This is a genomic window from Fluviicola taffensis DSM 16823 (genome assembly GCF_943372375.1).
GTDB lineage: Bacteria > Bacteroidota > Bacteroidia > Flavobacteriales_D > Crocinitomicaceae > Fluviicola > Fluviicola taffensis_A.
In genome coordinates this window covers 20,588-36,717 of the sequence record NZ_CALRYJ010000028.1, presented here as the reverse complement: position 1 = coordinate 36,717, position 16,130 = coordinate 20,588, and the positions used below count along the sequence as shown (strand labels likewise).

Sequence of the window (16,130 nt, the reverse complement as noted above, 5' to 3'; positions counted from 1 at the left end):
GTTACTTGGTAGTAAAAGTCTTCCGTTTCGGTTACCGATCTTGGAAAGTGCTTGTCATTTGGGGTCCTGACCCCGTCTTTCCATAGATCGGTCAGGAACGGAAGATTGCTTGAAGGCTGCAATTGGAATCAAGGCATTTTTGCCTACTTACCTCAGTATTTGACTTTTTTAGAAAGTCATACTTCGTCTTCATGAGCGGTGCTCATTCTTTTGCCTTGGAAAAAAGTAGGGTTATGCAGGTTTGAAGGCTTTTACAAAAGCATTCAACCGGTTCATCCATCCTTTCAGGAAAACAGCATTCTTTCCTTTTGCAATCCGATGAAAGAAATCAGAGCGTTGCTTGACCAATTCAGCGAACAATTCTTTGGTTGGAATGGCATTTGCTGCAGCGATGGTATTGTGTCCGATGACTCCGTCAACAGATACAGCCCCACCTGTTTTGTTGATGGCGCGTTGCAATGTCAATCCGGCTTGTCGGACACCTGAACCCCAGGCGATGGTGGTAACCATGAATCCTATGGATAAGGAATTGAAGGAAGCCGCTTTTACCTTTGAATAGTAAAGTGAATCAAAAACGGCGAACCAATCTGCATTCGACATTTCAAAAAAGCGCTGGTCGTTTAGCTTTCCGAATTTTTTTCTCCAAACGGAATAAGTGATTCCCGCATTGGTATGCCAACCTGTTTTACCTTTATAAGGAGTAGGGCATGGAGTTTTACTTGCGGAGTCGGAAGTGTGTCTGCTTAGACCTCCTTCCCATTTCCGTTCGAAATTGATGAAATCTTCTAGTGTCATAGTGTTCAATAAGTGGAAAGCTAATTTAGTATAAAAATGTGATAAATTTTAATGCGATCTAATATTTTTTAGGTTCATTAATCGATTGACAATCAATTTATTATGATTGGATATTGTTTTAGGTGTCTATCAGTCAAATTTACGTTGGGAAGGACGTAATCTACTTACGAAGTTTTAACTGGTATCTGAATTTTAGGTAAGAAGACAAGCATGTTTTAATTAGAAGATGAGCAGTGACAAAGAAAATCGGATGAATTTCCGGGTTCATCCGATCTCTCCCTTGCTTCCGGAGGCTTAGGTCTTAATGTGGTAATTAGTTGTAATCAAATCATTCACTTCTAACCTTAACGAAGAGGTCCTGTTTTTGGTTGGGGGGGGATATAAAAAGAAAATCGAGTGAATTTCCTGGATCCACTCGATTTCCGTACCGATAGTTTAAAAACCTTGCCACAGTGTCAAAGGCTATCGGGATGTGATAGAGGTTTACTTTTTAACGGTTTCGGAAGTGTTCACCTTACTTTTAGGGCTTTCATTCCAGTACTGCATGATGATAAATGAGATAGCCACCGCACAGCCAATACCTTCCGTGAATAATGTCAATGCAGCCTGACCCAAGGTAATGTGGTTGTTCCAAAGTATTCCACCTTCAAATTTACTGATGAAATCAGGTTGAATGAACATGGCATAGATCACAAAACTGAGTAAGGATAAACTGACGGTTATGACGTTGGCCAGAATCAGGGAAGCCCAGGCATTCAAATAATTACTGTCCACATTGTTTTGATGGTTCTTTCGCGCCAATCTGTTTGTGAAGTAAATAATGATCAGCACGTTTAAAAAACGGAGAAAAATGACATGTTCCAATGAAAATAGCTTGGTCAGTAAGAATAAGAGTACAATGCCTGCAAAACTATAAAGTCCGAAGCGGATGGATTGAGATCGACTGCTCATAGTGATGTGTTTTTAAATGAGATTAGAAATTACGATAAAATGGAATGCAATCCAAATTTTTATCTATTCAAAATTCTCATTACCATATCGATAGGTGTTTTTTTTGAGAATAAAATCGGTGTAAAAAAGAAAAATCGGGTGAATTACTTGAATCCACCCGATTTTCCTTTCCGATAGTTTAAAAACCTTGACTGCAGGGGCAAAGGCTATCGGGATATGAGCTTATTTTTTTATGGGCTCTACCGGAACACATTTGTTATCCGGAGTTCTTTCATTCCAATACATCACCACAATAAACGATGATGCCAATGCAGATCCCATTCCCTCAAAGAACAATACCGCCGCCGCTTGGTCTATCGTAATCTCTTGGTTCCAAAAGATTCCACCATCAAAATGGTCGATAAAATCCGGTTGAATGAACACCGCATAAATCACAAAACTAAGTACGGATAAAACGACTGTTAGCGCATTTGCCAGAATCAATGAACCAAAAGCTTTCAGATAGTTATCATCCGGCTCGAGTTGACGATTCTTTTTAGCCAATCTGTTGGTGAAGAAAAACACGATGAAGACGTTTAGAAAACGCAGATAGCCGTTGTTTTCCAATGAAAATAATTTCATAATCAAAAATAGTAGTGCAATCCCTGCAAAACTATAAAGTCCGTAGACTAGCGATCTATTTCGAATATTCATGACTTTACAATTTGAATGAGTTTAGAAATTACGATAAAATGCCCTGGCATCCAATTATTTAACATTTTAAAACACTTGATTTTATTGAGGGATTGAAAAGAATGGAAGTTTTTCAATCTAAGATCTCAGTGTTTGATGAGCTGGAAGTGTCAATTGAAATCAGTAGATGAATTATCAACTCGTAATTCTGCATTCGTAATTCGGAATTGTTTACATTAGTGAACTTAATTTAGTACTTATGAAATTTGCCTTCTATTCTTTGCTTTTTGTTGCTGCGCTTAGCTCTTGTGGAAATCCTGCAGTTCCCAATTCGGATGGAAAATTGGGTGAAACGCCTGTTGTGGATGAATCCGTACAGATCAAATTAGGTGCTGCTGACCTATTCAATGGAGAAAAAGTGCGTTTGTTCCTGTTTCAGAACCCCAAGGCAAATCCAAAATCAACTAAGCTATTTCTGAATGCATTGGATGAATTCAAGAATAAAAAGAATCTGCAGGCTGCAAGTGAAGGATTTAAAGCTTCGATTGCAGAGTATCCGAATTCAAAGTCTTATTATGAATTGGGAAATGTATACATGGAAATGAAGAATTACCAGGGAGCATTGGATGCCTATTCATTGGCTGAAAAATTAGGATATGAGCCGTTTTCAAAAGTGATGTTCAATGTGGCATGTGCTTATTCTCAATTGAAAAATTTCCCCATGAGTGCCGATTACCTACAATTCGCTATTCAAGCAGGATATGTGAATATAGACAATATTGAAAAGGATGAGGATCTGGCAAATTTGAGAGACAAGGAACCTTACCTGTTCAAGAAAAACCTGGATTTGGCTTTGGGAGGTGTTTCAGATGTCGAAAACTTATACTGGCTTCAGTTTAAACGAAACTTCGTTCAGGCTTCCTTTCCTATCAATATGAATATGGAGCAGGGAAAAGTGGTGTATGACGACAAAAACCGCATTTCGTATGATTTTGAACGATTTGTCGCTGAGATGCGCAATGCACGGTTCTCCAGAGAAGTAAGCAAAGGATTCTACAATTTCGTTCAGGTAGCTGAAAAAAACAACTATGTAGCGTTGATCTATGTAGTGAAAGATGAGTTCAATGGGGAAGATTCTCCTTTGACCTATCGTTTGGTGACTTATACAAAAACGGGCAAGATTATCGATAAAAAGGAAATTGCAGGACGGGAAGATTATTCCGCGCTGCTGAAAATGTGCACCATCAACAAAGACCTTTCGTTTATCATTACCAATTACGAAACAACTTTCCAGAAAGATCCGAATGAAGAAGGGTATTACGACAATCCGATCGTTTCCAAAAAGAAAATAGATACGGAAAAATACCGAATCGATGCTTCCGGAAAGATCCTTTACCTGGAAGGGAAAACGTTTGCTGAAGCGGATGCCTAACGCTGGTCAAGTAATCGTTTCACGAGACCTCGCCTGATAAGGATTTCAGCAATGATCAGATTCGGGATCCAACTCATCCAGGAAAGCAGAATGTATAGGTCGACCGGATCCATGTTGAAATAGAACACATTGAACAGATAGGAGTAAAGTCGCAAAGAAACGGCTGATAACGTCAGCGCGTAGCTGCGAACCATCCATTTTCCATGGGATTCATAATCCTTTTTCCGAACGAAATAATATGCCAGGAAAGTACTTCCCAGCCAAAGAATACTCAAGATCACAAAACTTGCCTGAGCCGGATAACCACCATTGGCGTAAAATGACATCACAAGTGCTGCCGGACCGGAAATCAGAAGGGTAGTGATGAGGTAAACAAAACCTGAAATTCGATGGATTTTGGTGTATCTGGTCAGGATTGTTTTACTGAACTGAAAAAGTCCACTGGTGATGACCAGGATACTGGTGAATACGTGAATATAAAAGCTATACCTCCAATGTTTGATATGATAAATCAGCTGCTTGGTTTTCAGGAAATCAATCCCTCGTCGCATGTCCAAATACGGTAGCGACAATAAAAGCAATAAGTACGAAGCATACAAAATTCCAATGACGAAAAAGACCCACGCTGTTTTTTTCATTCAACCGGTTTAGTAAAAATCAGGGTAGATGCTTAGCTCATTTGGTCCTTCAAAACTTGGCATTCCGTCTTCATCCTGTGTCAATTTGAATTTCATGCTTTGTTGTTTGAAAACCTTGTTTTTAGACCACTCAATCACCATGGTTTTTTCGTCTATGAACTTCCAGGAACCCTTGAGAATTTCCTGTTGCTCATTCTCTTGTTTTTGAGGGTAGTAGGTGTAAATGACTATGCCGTTTTCTTTGAATTCAACATTTCCATCATCCAGGTTTGCAAAAGAGAAAAGCTCTATGAAATTATCTTGTGTGACTTCCTCCCCGTTGAATTCATATTTCGAACCGCTTCCTTGCTTGATCGGTTGCTTTTTCAACCGGAACTTCTTGGTGGATATTTTCGGGTCATTCGCAGTCCAGGTTGCATCGAGGCTTCCATCTTTTTTTGAAATATTCAATACAAACACCCCATCGAATGGATTGTCTCCGGGTTCATTGAGAGTCAGTTCGAACGATTCTTTTTTCTGAACCACCGAACCGCTGATATTGCGCTGTAATCCTTTGTGAATGTTGTATCCGATCGCTTTTTTATCATTCACATAAGTGAGAATGACGTTGATGAATCCGTCGCCGAAATCACCGGTATACATTCCGCGAAGTGTATCGAAATTTGTTTCGGGAAACCATTCTTCCAATGCCACTGAATCTTTGGAGGTTTTCTCCGAGGTGGCAGTAGTTTTGGTCTCCGGATCGGAAGAGCAGGAAGTCGTTAGTAATAAACCCGTTATTCCAATAAATAGCGCGAAAGTTGTTTTCATAAAGCGATTATTTCGTAGCTAAAAATAACCTTTTTGTCTCAATCTGAAGAAATGTATTTTAATTGCTTGAATTGCTACCTGTTCAGAGCAGGATATTTCGATTTAAAAGCTTATTTTTGGACTTTCGAAGAAAATTTATGGAATACAACACCACGAGACCGAAGTTATTACTTCCGGAGTATGGTAGAAACGTACAAGAAATGATTTCTCATGCTATGGAAATCGCAGATCGCGATGAACGAAACAAAGCAACAAGAGCAATTATTGAAGTGATGGGACAATTGAACCCGCATCTGCGTGACGTAGATGATTTCAGACATAAGCTATGGACGCATTTGTTCGTGATGTCCGATTTCAAATTGGAGGTAGATTCACCTTATGAGATTCCCGAACCGGAAACACTTTCAAGTAAACCAGATGTAATGCCTTATCCGAAAGGAAAGATCAAATTTGGTCATTACGGGAAATATACCCAGGAGATTTTAAAGGATTCAAAGAATATCACAGCAGCAGATGAGCGTGATTATTTGAAGATCACCATGGCGAATTTCATGAAAAAGCAATACTTGGCTTATAACAATGATGCGGTGGAAAACCATGTGATTGCCAATCAGTTGAGAGACCTTTCCCAGGGAGAATTGATCCTTGAAAATCCGGATGAGTTGATGAATACGAACCTGATCTTGAAATCATTCGGAATTCAGCCCAATAAACGTCCGAAGAAGAATCAGAAAAATCAAAAGAACTTTAAAGGGAAAAATCAAAATCAAAACCAAAATCGTAATAAGAATTAAGTATGTCATCTTTTGAAATTTACGGAGGAAAGAAGCTAAAAGGCGAATTGACTGTTCAAGGCGCAAAAAATGAGGCTTTACAAGTTTTATGCGCTCCTTTGCTAACTTCTGAAAAAGTCACTATTTCAAATATTCCGGATATCGTTGATGTGAATAAGTTGATTGACTTATTGCAGATAATGGGAGTGAAGATTGAAAAAGTGGAGCGAGGTACTTACATTTTTCAAGCAAAGGATATTGATTTAGGATATCTGGAAACAGAGGATTTCAAAAAGAGAGCAGGATCATTACGTGGTTCAATCATGATTGTAGGTCCGCTTTTGGCTCGTTTCGGAAAAGGATTCATTCCAAAACCCGGAGGAGACAAGATTGGTCGTAGAAGATTGGATACGCATTTTGACGGTTTTGCCCTACTTGGTGCAAAATTCAATTACGATGCAGGAGAACATTTCTATTCGATTGAAGCAAAAAAATTAAAAGGCGCATACATCCATTTGGATGAGGCTTCCGTGACCGGAACAGCAAATATCCTTATGGCTGCAGTTCTGGCGGAAGGTACAACGACATTCTACAATGCAGCTTGTGAACCATACATTCAGCAGTTGTGTAAAATGTTGAATTCAATGGGAGCAAAAATCTCAGGAATCAGCTCGAACTTATTGACGATTGAAGGAGTGAAGGAATTGGGTGGTTGTTATCACCGCATTTTACCGGATATGATCGAGATCGGAAGTTTCATCGGTTTGGCAGCAATGACTCAATCGGAAATTACCATTAAAGATGTAAGCTGGGAAAATTTGGGAGTTATTCCAAATACCTTCAAACGATTGGGAATCAAATTGGAAAGAAGAGGAGACGATATCTACATTCCGGCTCAGGATTCTTACGAGATTGACACCTTCATTGATGGTTCGATTTTAACGATTTACGATGCGCCATGGCCCGGATTTACTCCGGATTTGTTGTCAATCATTTTGGTGGTGGCAACGCAGGCAAAAGGAAGTGTCTTGATTCATCAAAAAATGTTTGAGTCGCGTTTATTCTTTACAGATAAATTAATCGACATGGGAGCACAAATTATTTTGTGTGATCCGCATAGAGCTACTGTTATCGGACTTGGAAGACAGCATCATTTGCGTGGAATTCAAATGACATCTCCCGATATCCGTGCAGGAGTTTCCTTATTGATAGCAGCACTTTCAGCAGAAGGAAAAAGTGTCATACATAATATTGAACAAATCGACAGAGGTTATCAGGACATCGATATTCGCTTGCGAAATCTGGGTGCTGATATCCGTCGCGTAAACTAAAAGCAGATGAAAAATTCAATCATAGTTCTTTCAACCATATTCCTTGTTGGAATTGGGTTATCGTCTTTTAAAACGATTAAAAGTGCACCTGGTGTTGGTTCTACCGCTCCTGAGATTGCCTTGAATGGTGTGGATGGAAAAACGGTGAAACTTTCTTCCCTGAAAGGAAAAATGGTCTTGATTGATTTTTGGGCTTCCTGGTGCGGACCATGCAGAAAAGAGAATCCGAATGTAGTGGAGGCTTATGGAAAGTACAAAAACATGAAATTCAAGAATGCAAAAGGATTTGAAGTGTTTTCGGTTTCTTTGGATCGTGACGAAGCAAAATGGAAAGAAGCGATCAAAGCAGATGGTTTGATCTGGAAAAACCATGTTTGGGACAAAGCAAACGATGCCGGTAGAGCCTATAATGTACAATTCATCCCGACAGCATTTTTAGTGGATGGTGAAGGTAAAATCGTTGCTTCCGGGGATTCTGTAAGAGGACTTGGATTGCATGTGGAATTGGACAAACACAAAAAATAGTCCTTTTCAAATCCAAATCAGGGGAATTGACGTAACTGATTCAAAACGATTGAACATGAAAAATTATTTGATTATTTGTAGTTTACTCTTTGGATTTGTTGCCTGTTCTCAAGAGCCGGTAAATTCGGATGCCAATTCTTCAAAAAAAGAAACAAAGTATAACAAGTTAACTCCACAGGAACAGAGTGTGATCATTGGTAAGAATACAGATCGTGCTTTTACAGGGGATTATTATCAGAAAACAGATAAAGGAGTTTATGTATGCAAACAATGCAACAATCCGCTTTATCGCTCAGATGACAAGTTCGAATCTCATTGTGGTTGGCCAAGTTTTGATGACGAAATCAAAGGTTCCGTTATCAGCGTTCCGGATGCAGATGGAATGCGGACAGAAATTATCTGCGCAAACTGTAAAGGGCATTTAGGTCACGTATTTACAGGAGAAGGTTTTACGGACAAAGATACACGACACTGTGTCAATACAAGTTCCATCCAGTTTTATCCTTCCAAGGATGCGGATAAGATTCCAAAGGTTATTAAATAGATTCGTTATACACACTATTAGAAAAGTCTTTCACTTCGGTGGAGGACTTTTTTTGTTCCAATCGAATTCTTAGGGCGCAAATTTGCTAATTTGCCAAATAGCGAACCGCTCGTTTTTAAAGGGGTGTAGCGCTTGTTTGAATGATTTTTAGCCGCGAATTTCCTCCCGATTGCACGAGACTAAAATCTCAACTATTATTCTGAAATTGTTATCAGTACTAATAATTGTCTGTCGAAGTTGGAAGTCTCCTGTTCAGGTTACCGCTGCCGGAAAGTGCTTATCATTTGGGATCCTGATCCCTCCTTTTCATGGAGCGGTCCGGAACGGGAGACTTCCCGCAGCTTGCAATCGGGAAAAGGCATTTTTGCCTACTTACCTCAGTATTTGACTTTTTGGAAAAGTCATACTTCGTCTTCATGAGCGGTGCTCATTCTTTTGCCTCGGAAAAAAGTAGGAGAGAATTTTGTATAAGATGTGAACTTTTAACTAGCTAAGCTGGATTTCTTGATTTCGCTTGCAGATGACTTTTCTTTTCTGATAAGGTCATTTTTTTCGCGAGCAATGCTCGCTCTTATCTTGGAATCTTCAAGCTCTGTCCAACGCGAATAATATAAGATCGCAGATTGTTCGCTTTAGCGATTCTTGACACAGTGGTATGGTGTTTTTGAGCTATTTGCGACAAGGTATCTCCCGATCTTACGGTATATCTTCTATAACTTACAGCAGGAGCAGCCGGTGTTGTTACCAGTACACAAAGTCTTTCGGCTTCTTTCTGAACCACTTCTGCAAGGGTTACGGTATTTCCGATTTGTGGATCGTAGTACTTATAAAAGTGCTGTTGGATGTTGATTGTATTTGTCACTGTATCCAATTTCATACTGTTCCAATCGTAGCACTGCAATACATTATCATTAAACTCCAATTGTTTAACCGGAATCAAGGTTGAATGCAATCGGTGCATCCGCGGACATTGCTTTTGAACTGCAGGTAAACCTCCTCCGGCTGAACCACGGCTGTCTACATGCATGTAACATCTTCCGTCCAAACTAGGTCCAACTACTGCGGTCCAATGAACAGTTAAAGTAGTCGGATCAATTTGAATATATAATTTCTTCAGGTCGGAATTAAATCCGTTGCTGCGAACTTCTGCTAATCCGGCATTGATCTTATCATTTAAAAAACCTCCGAAACCATCCATTCTTCTGCGATTGAATGAATGCAGGGCATCGTAAGTATAACGTTGTCCAAGTGCGGTGTATGAATCTGTAATCATCAGATCGTTTTCCCCAAGTTGGATGGTATCCGGATTGTACTTCTGAAATGGAGGAACTTCGAGTGTTTTTTTTGATCGAACCGGAACGGAGATGGTATCTATTGATTCGACCTCCAAGTCACCATCCGATTGAGCATAAAGCGTCTGACTACTAATGAGAATACTTAGAAAAATGAATTTGATATGAGTCACTTTTTGTTGTTTTATCTGTATTTAACGCACCTAAATTTAACAAGTTACATTGAGATTTAAAAATAAAATAGCTAAATCAACGAATAAACCTGATAAAAAACCTTAAATACGAATGTATTCCAGCAATTTGCTTACTACCTCAGCATGTGACTTTTTGCGAAAGTCATGCTTTGTCTTCACGAGCAATGCTCGTTCTTTTTGCCTTGGAAAAAAGTAAGATATGCCTACCTTTGAATCATGTCAGATCTGAAAGAAATTTTCACAAATTGGGCGAATCAGTTAAGTGATCTTTATTCCGAAAGAGAAGCCCGGAATATCCTGTTACTTGCTTTGGAGGATGTTTTCGAATTCAAACGGTCAATTTTACTGGTCTCCAGGGAAATCGATCTGTCGGAAGAGCAATTGGAAAGATTGACACAGATATCGTCCCGATTAAAAACCGGAGAGCCTTATCAATACATTGTCGGGTTCACTTATTTCGACGATCTGAAAATTCATGTAGCACCGGGAGTTTTGATTCCCCGACCTGAAACGGAGGAATTGGTTTCCTGGATTCAGGAAACGGTTTCGGATCAGAAAAACCTGAAAGTGGAGGATTGGTGCACCGGTTCCGGATGCATCGCTTTGGCAATTAAGAATCGAAATCCTCACTTTGAAGTGATCGGTTATGATATTTCAGAAGAAGCACTTGAAATTTCCAGGTTCAATGAAAAAGAACTGAATTTAGGTGTTGGATTTGAAATCAATGATGCATTGGAACCTCGGAATAATGGGAGAGTGGATGTCATCATTTCGAATCCGCCTTATATTCCGTGGAAAGAGAAAGACCAAATGCATCAGAATGTGACAGAATTCGAACCCGATTTGGCTTTGTTCGTTCCAAATGAGGACCCTTTGCTTTTTTATCGGAACATAGCAGAGTATGCAGCGATGAACCTGAATGATCATGGCTATCTGTTTTTCGAATTGCATGAGGATTTTGGCTCGGAAACAAAAGCGGTACTGGAGGATTTGGGGTTCAGTTCCATTGAGATCAAAGAAGACCTTCAGGGGAAGAACCGCATGCTGAAAGCAGAATGGAAAGTGAGTTCAAATCAATGATTTTTGTATCTTTAGTATAAACACAATACGCGCACATGTCTGATAAACCGATCGTCAAAGAATATTCCAACGGAGAAGTTACTGTTATTTGGAAGCCTGAAAGTTGTATCCATTCCACCATTTGTTGGAAAAAGGCAACAGGACTCCCGGATGTTTTCCAGCCAAGTACAAAACCTTGGATTAAATTGGAAGGAGGAACCACGGAGGAAATCATGAAGCAAGTTGATAAATGTCCCAGTGGAGCGTTGAGCTATCGATTAAAAGATGAGCAGAACAATATCGTTTCAGCAAATATTGTAGAAACCTTACCCAATGGTCCGTTATTGGTTTATGGGAATATTACGGTGAAACACGCGGGTTCGGAAGAATCGAAAGTGAGTAAAGTAACTGCTTTTTGCCGTTGTGGCGCATCTTCGAACAAACCATATTGTGATGGGACGCATGTGAAGATCAACTTTTCGGATTAACAATCAAAGGTGACTTCGACTACGCTCAGTCACCTGATTTAATAAAACTAATCGATTGAAAGGACGCAGAGGCGCAAAGGTTATTCCTATTTTTCTTGCTCTCTTTCTCTTTTGATAGTTAGAGGGATTATTCCCACTTAGCGATCTTACATTCTTTGCGGTTAATTTCTGTGAGCGATTAGTCTCAATGGGCTGTTTTTTCTTTTCAGTTCTCCATTTTACATTCTCAATTATAGAGTATCTTTGCACTCAATAAAAAAGTCCTGTTGGTGGCAAACTCCAAGCTAATTTCTTTTAAGTCTGATATTTCAGGAATCGCTCTTCCTGAAAAATTCACTTTCCCGTTTTATTACGACCCACATCCTTTAGCTTTGATGGCTATTGATCAATTGCAGGATTATTTATCGACGCAAACGGAGTTGAACCATAATTTCGGATTGGACCGAGAGCAGGACGGATTGATCATTGGAAAAATGTTCGGTGTTTTGGTTGTTCAAGACAAACAAGGAGAATTGGGCTTCCTCACCGCTTTTTCAGGTAAATTGGCAGATTCGAATGATCACGACTATTTTGTTCCGCCCGTTTTTGATATTCTTGATTCAGAAGGGTTCTTTAGAAAAGAAGAAATCGTTATCAATGACATGACGATCGAACTAGCGGAATTGGAAAAGAATGAAGCCTATCTGAGAACGAAAGAGGAACTGGAGCAGGTGGTCATTGCCTATCAGGAAGAACTTCAGAAATACAAGAAAGAGATCAAAGCTGCAAAAGCAGAAAGAAAACAAACACGCGAAAATTCAGGGAATCTGAGCCCATCCGAATTGGAAGTGCTTCTGGAAGATTTGAGAAAACAATCCATCCGGGAGCAATACTTTTTAAAGGATTTCACGGATGCCCACAAGAAAAAGATTGCAGCTTTAACTGAATCCGTTGAACAGTTTGAAAATCAGATTTTAAACTTAAAGGAAAAGCGAAAGAATATGTCAAACACCTTGCAAGGTGAAATATTTGATTCCTATTACTTCCTGAATCACAAAAAAGAAAAAAGAAGCCTTCAAAGCATTTTTCAGAATACCATCGATCACAAACCACCCGCAGGAGCAGGAGAATGCGCCGCTCCGAAATTGTTACAATTTGCATTTGAAAACGATTTGAAACCTGTTTGTTTGGGTGAATTCTGGTGGGGAGCATCCCCGAAATCCGAAGTGCGTGTTCACAAACAGGTTTATCCTGCCTGTAGAGGGAAGTGTGAGCCCATTTTAGGACATATGTTGGAAGGCGTTGAACAGGATGAAAATCCGATGCTTCAGAATCCGGCTGAGGACAAAGAGCTGAAAATTGTGTTTGAAGACGAGTACATCGTTGTGGTCAATAAACCCGCTGAATTTCTCTCCGTTCCCGGAAAAACAATTTCGGATTCGGTATACACCCGGATGAAAGAGAAATACCCGGAAGCGACGGGACCGTTGATTGTACACCGTTTGGACATGTCCACCTCAGGAATCATTTTGCTTGCAAAAGAGAAGAATGTACACAAACACCTTCAGAAACAGTTTATCAAGCGCAATGTGCAAAAACGTTACGTTGCTTTGTTGGATGGATTGGTAACCGAAGATACCGGCACGATTGATTTACCTCTTCGAGTAGATTTGGACGATCGGCCACGTCAGTTGGTTTGTTACGAGCATGGAAAACGTGCTGTTACGAAATGGGAAGTGGTGGAACGACGAAACAATCAAACGTTGATCTATTTCTATCCGATTACAGGAAGAACCCATCAATTACGAGTGCATGCAGCTCATACCTTGGGATTGAATGCTCCAATCATCGGTGACGATCTGTATGGAAGGAAAGAAACCAGACTTCATTTACACGCACAGTTCCTTCAATTCACCCATCCGATTACCAAAGAAGCAATCAAGATTAAAGTGGAAGCAGACTTTTGATTCCTATTGCTGCAGGATTTGATAATCCTTTTTGCGCCAAATGTACCCGTCCAGAATATAATGAACTACCTGAGGCATGATTAACAAAGGAACAAACATACTGATGATCTGATCATCGTTCAATTGTTGGAAAGTGCCGTACAGCCAACCAAAGGGAATGTTGTTTTCTCTCCAGATGAATACATCCCAAAGCGTTTCTTCAAAATAGGCAAAGGCAAAAACAATCGCATAAAACAAGATCCAACCCCATTTTGATAGAACCAGTTTTAGTAGGTTCGGAGAGTCTTCCCGGAGTTCTTTCTTTTCACTGAAATAAACCAGAGCCAAATAGGGAATTCCGTGTCCAATCACATTTACCAAAGAGAAAATGAAATCATTATTCGTCAGGACAATACTTACGTAATAAGAGAAACAAGTGGAAAGTGTTAGTAAAATACGGGGAGTATTGAAGTAACCCGAATCTTGTTTTTCCCGCCATTCTACAATGAAATATAAAATTAGAATGACAATCATCAAACCATTTAAGATTGGCTCAAAGGAAGGAAGGTTAATATACCAAAAATCACCGGCTGTCATCCAATTAAAGTTTTGCTGACCTCTAACATGCCAGATAAGAATTGGAATAACCGTTACAGCATAAATGGTGATCGACAGAATCACTTTTCTCCATTTATCCCGTGTTTCATGTTTGGAATAGAGTCGGAAGAATCCATACTGCTGGCGGATGAAATGGAAGACGGCAAAGTAGGCGAGCAAGGACCAGAATAGTTTACTACTGACGGAATAAACCAAAACGCCAACGATCCATACCAGAAAAGGAACTGCCAGTAGTTTTAATTTGTGGATTTTGAAAGCACTGGGCTTGAAATATGTTTTGTAAACAGTTGTGTAAACATGAGCGACATCAATTGACAAAACGATCAGGATCCACGACCATGGAAAGATCTCTGTTTTTTGCTGATTGGTAAAATGTTCAGGCAGAAAGAATACGATAAGAGGAGGGATTGCCATTGGAGCAATGAACCACCAAAGGTCAAAAGATGCTGATTTTATCCAGATTTTAGGCTTCATTCTTTACTATTTCAATTGCGGCTAATAAACCAAGATCAAATCCTTCTTCGAAAACCGAATAGGAAGAATAATCGGTATGTGCCAAATGAACTCGTTTTGCTTTTGACTTGAGATTGAGGTACTCTTGATATTTTGCAAGTGCTCCCGGATAGGGTGTCACCATTCCGTGTCCCCAACGCTGGAAACTGATACTTTCAATATGTTCTTCGATGGTGGGATGCATGGAGGTTAATTCTGAAATAACCAGGCGGCACATCTCCTCGTCTGTCATTTTGAATAGACGTGCGCGTTCAATATGCTCCGCCTCCTGGTCCAAAGCCAAATAAACACTGATCACATGTTTGTCTCGGATCTGACCGAATTCCTGATGCGTGTCAGAAACGTATCCCAATCCTTTTGTTCCGAATTTGACATTGTCCCAAGCTAGAGGTGTCCCATTTCCTTCCGGAATCTGGTTAAGTACTACGATTCCTATAAGCCATGGATTGTGGTGAATTCCTTCAAAGTAGGATTTTGGCCAATAATCTGATTGAACGATGTGTTTTGCAACATAGGAAGGAGAAGAAATGACAGCTGTTTTTGCATGGATCTCCAATTTCTTTTTTGCACTCAGATCAATGGCATGAATCAGTACATGATCATCCGATTCTTCGACCGAATAAACAACGACATTTCTTTTAATATTATCCTGAATGTTTTTTTCAAGCAGGGTTGTCAGGTGACCATTTCCTTCAGACCATGTTAAAACGGTAGTCGGGTCAGTATTGCCCGGTGTCGCTTTTCTTGCAGCAAAATAATGAATTCCTGCCCAGGCGGAAACCTTGTCATATCCGGCTCCGAAATCATCCCGACAACAATAGTCCAAAAACCAATGCAATTCTTCCGAGTGATACTTTTGACCGATCAAATATTCTTTGAACGTGATTTTATCCAAAGCTTCCAATTCCTTAGTAATACTAGCCTGAGAAATTGGAATATTAAACAGGTCGATTCCTTGGGAGTCTTTCGCTTTTTTCAATCCTGCCATCGTTTGAAAGAAACGCGTGATGTCTTCATGTGATTCCGGACTGATTCCGTATTCAGGAACTAGTCCTTCATGAAATATTCCCTTGAACAACAGGCGTTCATCAGGAGCATGACAAAGAAAGTCCTCGTTGTAGAATTGGAGTTCATTTTCCTCTTTGGTAATCAGATGTTGTTCTTTCAGAAATGCGATTAATTCCCGGTTGTTTGGATTGGCCAGGGAAAGATAATGAGCTCCTAATGGGTATTTGGAGTAATTATTTTGTCCGGAACCCGAATTTCCGCCAACTTGGTCGTTTAACTCCAAAATCAAAAAATCAGAAAAGCCTCTTTGGTGTAAATGATACCCGGTGGAAAGTCCACTTACTCCGCCTCCAACAATCACTCCGGATACCTCTATTTTAACCACCGGAAAGTCCTTTGCAAAATCGAAATTACCACGAAGTAAATGCCCGCGATCAACAGGAGCACCAAGTCGATTGGTGGACATTTTTGATTTGGAATTGGAACAGGCAAGTAAATCAGGCATCAATAACGCGACAGTTCCAAGAGTTCCGATGTATCGAACAAACGTTCTTCTCTCCAT

Annotated in this window: 16 protein-coding genes; 8 read left to right on the top strand and 8 right to left on the bottom strand. The window is 39.9% G+C overall.

Translation table 11 applies throughout. The features are described from left to right. Positions 1-231: 231 nt before the first annotated feature. The 3 genes from AAG807_RS20730 to AAG807_RS20720 form a co-directional block, all read right to left on the bottom strand. The gene (locus tag AAG807_RS20730) at positions 232-795 is read right to left on the bottom strand and encodes a putative peptidoglycan-binding domain-containing protein (protein ID WP_341908374.1); all 564 of its coding nucleotides are present in this window, start codon (positions 793-795) and stop codon (positions 232-234) included. A 483-nt stretch (positions 796-1,278) separates the two neighbouring features. Continuing rightward, entirely contained in the window at positions 1,279-1,746 is a 468-nt protein-coding gene (locus tag AAG807_RS20725; protein WP_341908372.1) for a hypothetical protein, read from the bottom strand. A gap of 222 nt (positions 1,747-1,968) precedes the next feature. Continuing rightward, a complete protein-coding gene (locus AAG807_RS20720; RefSeq protein ID WP_341908370.1) occupies positions 1,969-2,439 on the bottom strand; it encodes a hypothetical protein in 471 nt (156 codons plus the stop codon). A 238-nt stretch (positions 2,440-2,677) separates the two neighbouring features. Between AAG807_RS20720 and AAG807_RS20715 the strand changes: the two genes are divergently transcribed. After that, positions 2,678-3,850, top strand: a complete 1,173-nt coding sequence (locus AAG807_RS20715; protein ID WP_341908368.1) for a hypothetical protein — start codon at positions 2,678-2,680, stop codon at positions 3,848-3,850. On the opposite strand, the gene AAG807_RS20710 is transcribed toward AAG807_RS20715, so the two are convergent. Together AAG807_RS20710 and AAG807_RS20705 are read right to left on the bottom strand one after the other, a co-directional pair. Further along, positions 3,847-4,488, bottom strand: coding sequence for a DUF2306 domain-containing protein (locus AAG807_RS20710; protein WP_341908366.1), 642 nt, complete (start codon positions 4,486-4,488; stop codon positions 3,847-3,849). The two genes, AAG807_RS20715 and AAG807_RS20710, sit on opposite strands and share 4 nt — an antisense overlap. Positions 4,489-4,497: 9 nt before the next feature. Then, entirely contained in the window at positions 4,498-5,298 is an 801-nt protein-coding gene (locus AAG807_RS20705; RefSeq protein ID WP_341908364.1) for a hypothetical protein, read from the bottom strand. Between the two features lie 137 nt (positions 5,299-5,435). Here AAG807_RS20705 and AAG807_RS20700 point away from each other — a divergent pair, with 137 nt between their 5' ends. Genes AAG807_RS20700 through AAG807_RS20685 form a run of 4 tightly spaced genes read left to right on the top strand, consistent with a single transcriptional unit; the run spans position 5,436 to position 8,471 of the window. Further along, positions 5,436-6,092, top strand: coding sequence for a DUF4290 domain-containing protein (locus AAG807_RS20700; protein WP_341908362.1), 657 nt, complete (start codon positions 5,436-5,438; stop codon positions 6,090-6,092). A gap of 2 nt (positions 6,093-6,094) precedes the next feature. Continuing rightward, the gene (gene murA, locus AAG807_RS20695) at positions 6,095-7,402 is read left to right on the top strand and encodes a UDP-N-acetylglucosamine 1-carboxyvinyltransferase (protein WP_341908360.1); all 1,308 of its coding nucleotides are present in this window, start codon (positions 6,095-6,097) and stop codon (positions 7,400-7,402) included. Positions 7,403-7,408: 6 nt separating this feature from the next. Next, the gene (locus tag AAG807_RS20690; RefSeq protein ID WP_341908359.1) at positions 7,409-7,927 is read left to right on the top strand and encodes a TlpA disulfide reductase family protein; all 519 of its coding nucleotides are present in this window, start codon (positions 7,409-7,411) and stop codon (positions 7,925-7,927) included. 55 nt (positions 7,928-7,982) lie between these two features. Continuing rightward, complete coding sequence (locus AAG807_RS20685; RefSeq protein ID WP_341908357.1) at positions 7,983-8,471, top strand: methionine-R-sulfoxide reductase; 489 nt, start codon at positions 7,983-7,985, stop codon at positions 8,469-8,471. A gap of 571 nt (positions 8,472-9,042) precedes the next feature. Here the strand turns inward: AAG807_RS20685 and AAG807_RS20680 are convergent. Then, positions 9,043-9,936, bottom strand: coding sequence for a LysM peptidoglycan-binding domain-containing protein (locus AAG807_RS20680; protein WP_341908355.1), 894 nt, complete (start codon positions 9,934-9,936; stop codon positions 9,043-9,045). A gap of 237 nt (positions 9,937-10,173) precedes the next feature. On the opposite strand from AAG807_RS20680, the gene prmC reads away from it, so the two are divergent. From prmC to AAG807_RS20665, 3 genes are all read left to right on the top strand, one after another. Further along, entirely contained in the window at positions 10,174-11,037 is an 864-nt protein-coding gene (gene prmC / locus AAG807_RS20675) for a peptide chain release factor N(5)-glutamine methyltransferase (RefSeq protein WP_341908353.1), read from the top strand. Between the two features lie 35 nt (positions 11,038-11,072). Continuing rightward, positions 11,073-11,504 (top strand): (4Fe-4S)-binding protein, encoded by a 432-nt coding sequence (locus tag AAG807_RS20670; protein WP_341908351.1) that lies wholly within the window; start codon positions 11,073-11,075, stop codon positions 11,502-11,504. Between the two features lie 269 nt (positions 11,505-11,773). Continuing rightward, positions 11,774-13,450: a pseudouridine synthase gene (locus AAG807_RS20665; RefSeq protein WP_341908349.1), complete on the top strand. Its 1,677-nt coding sequence runs from the start codon at positions 11,774-11,776 to the stop codon at positions 13,448-13,450. Positions 13,451-13,453: 3 nt separating this feature from the next. Here AAG807_RS20665 and AAG807_RS20660 read toward each other — a convergent pair whose 3' ends face one another. Further along, positions 13,454-14,521, bottom strand: a complete 1,068-nt coding sequence (locus AAG807_RS20660) for a hypothetical protein (RefSeq protein ID WP_341908347.1) — start codon at positions 14,519-14,521, stop codon at positions 13,454-13,456. Next, the gene (locus AAG807_RS20655; protein WP_341908345.1) at positions 14,511-16,130 is read right to left on the bottom strand and encodes an FAD-dependent oxidoreductase; all 1,620 of its coding nucleotides are present in this window, start codon (positions 16,128-16,130) and stop codon (positions 14,511-14,513) included. Before AAG807_RS20655 ends, AAG807_RS20660 begins: the two co-directional genes overlap by 11 nt.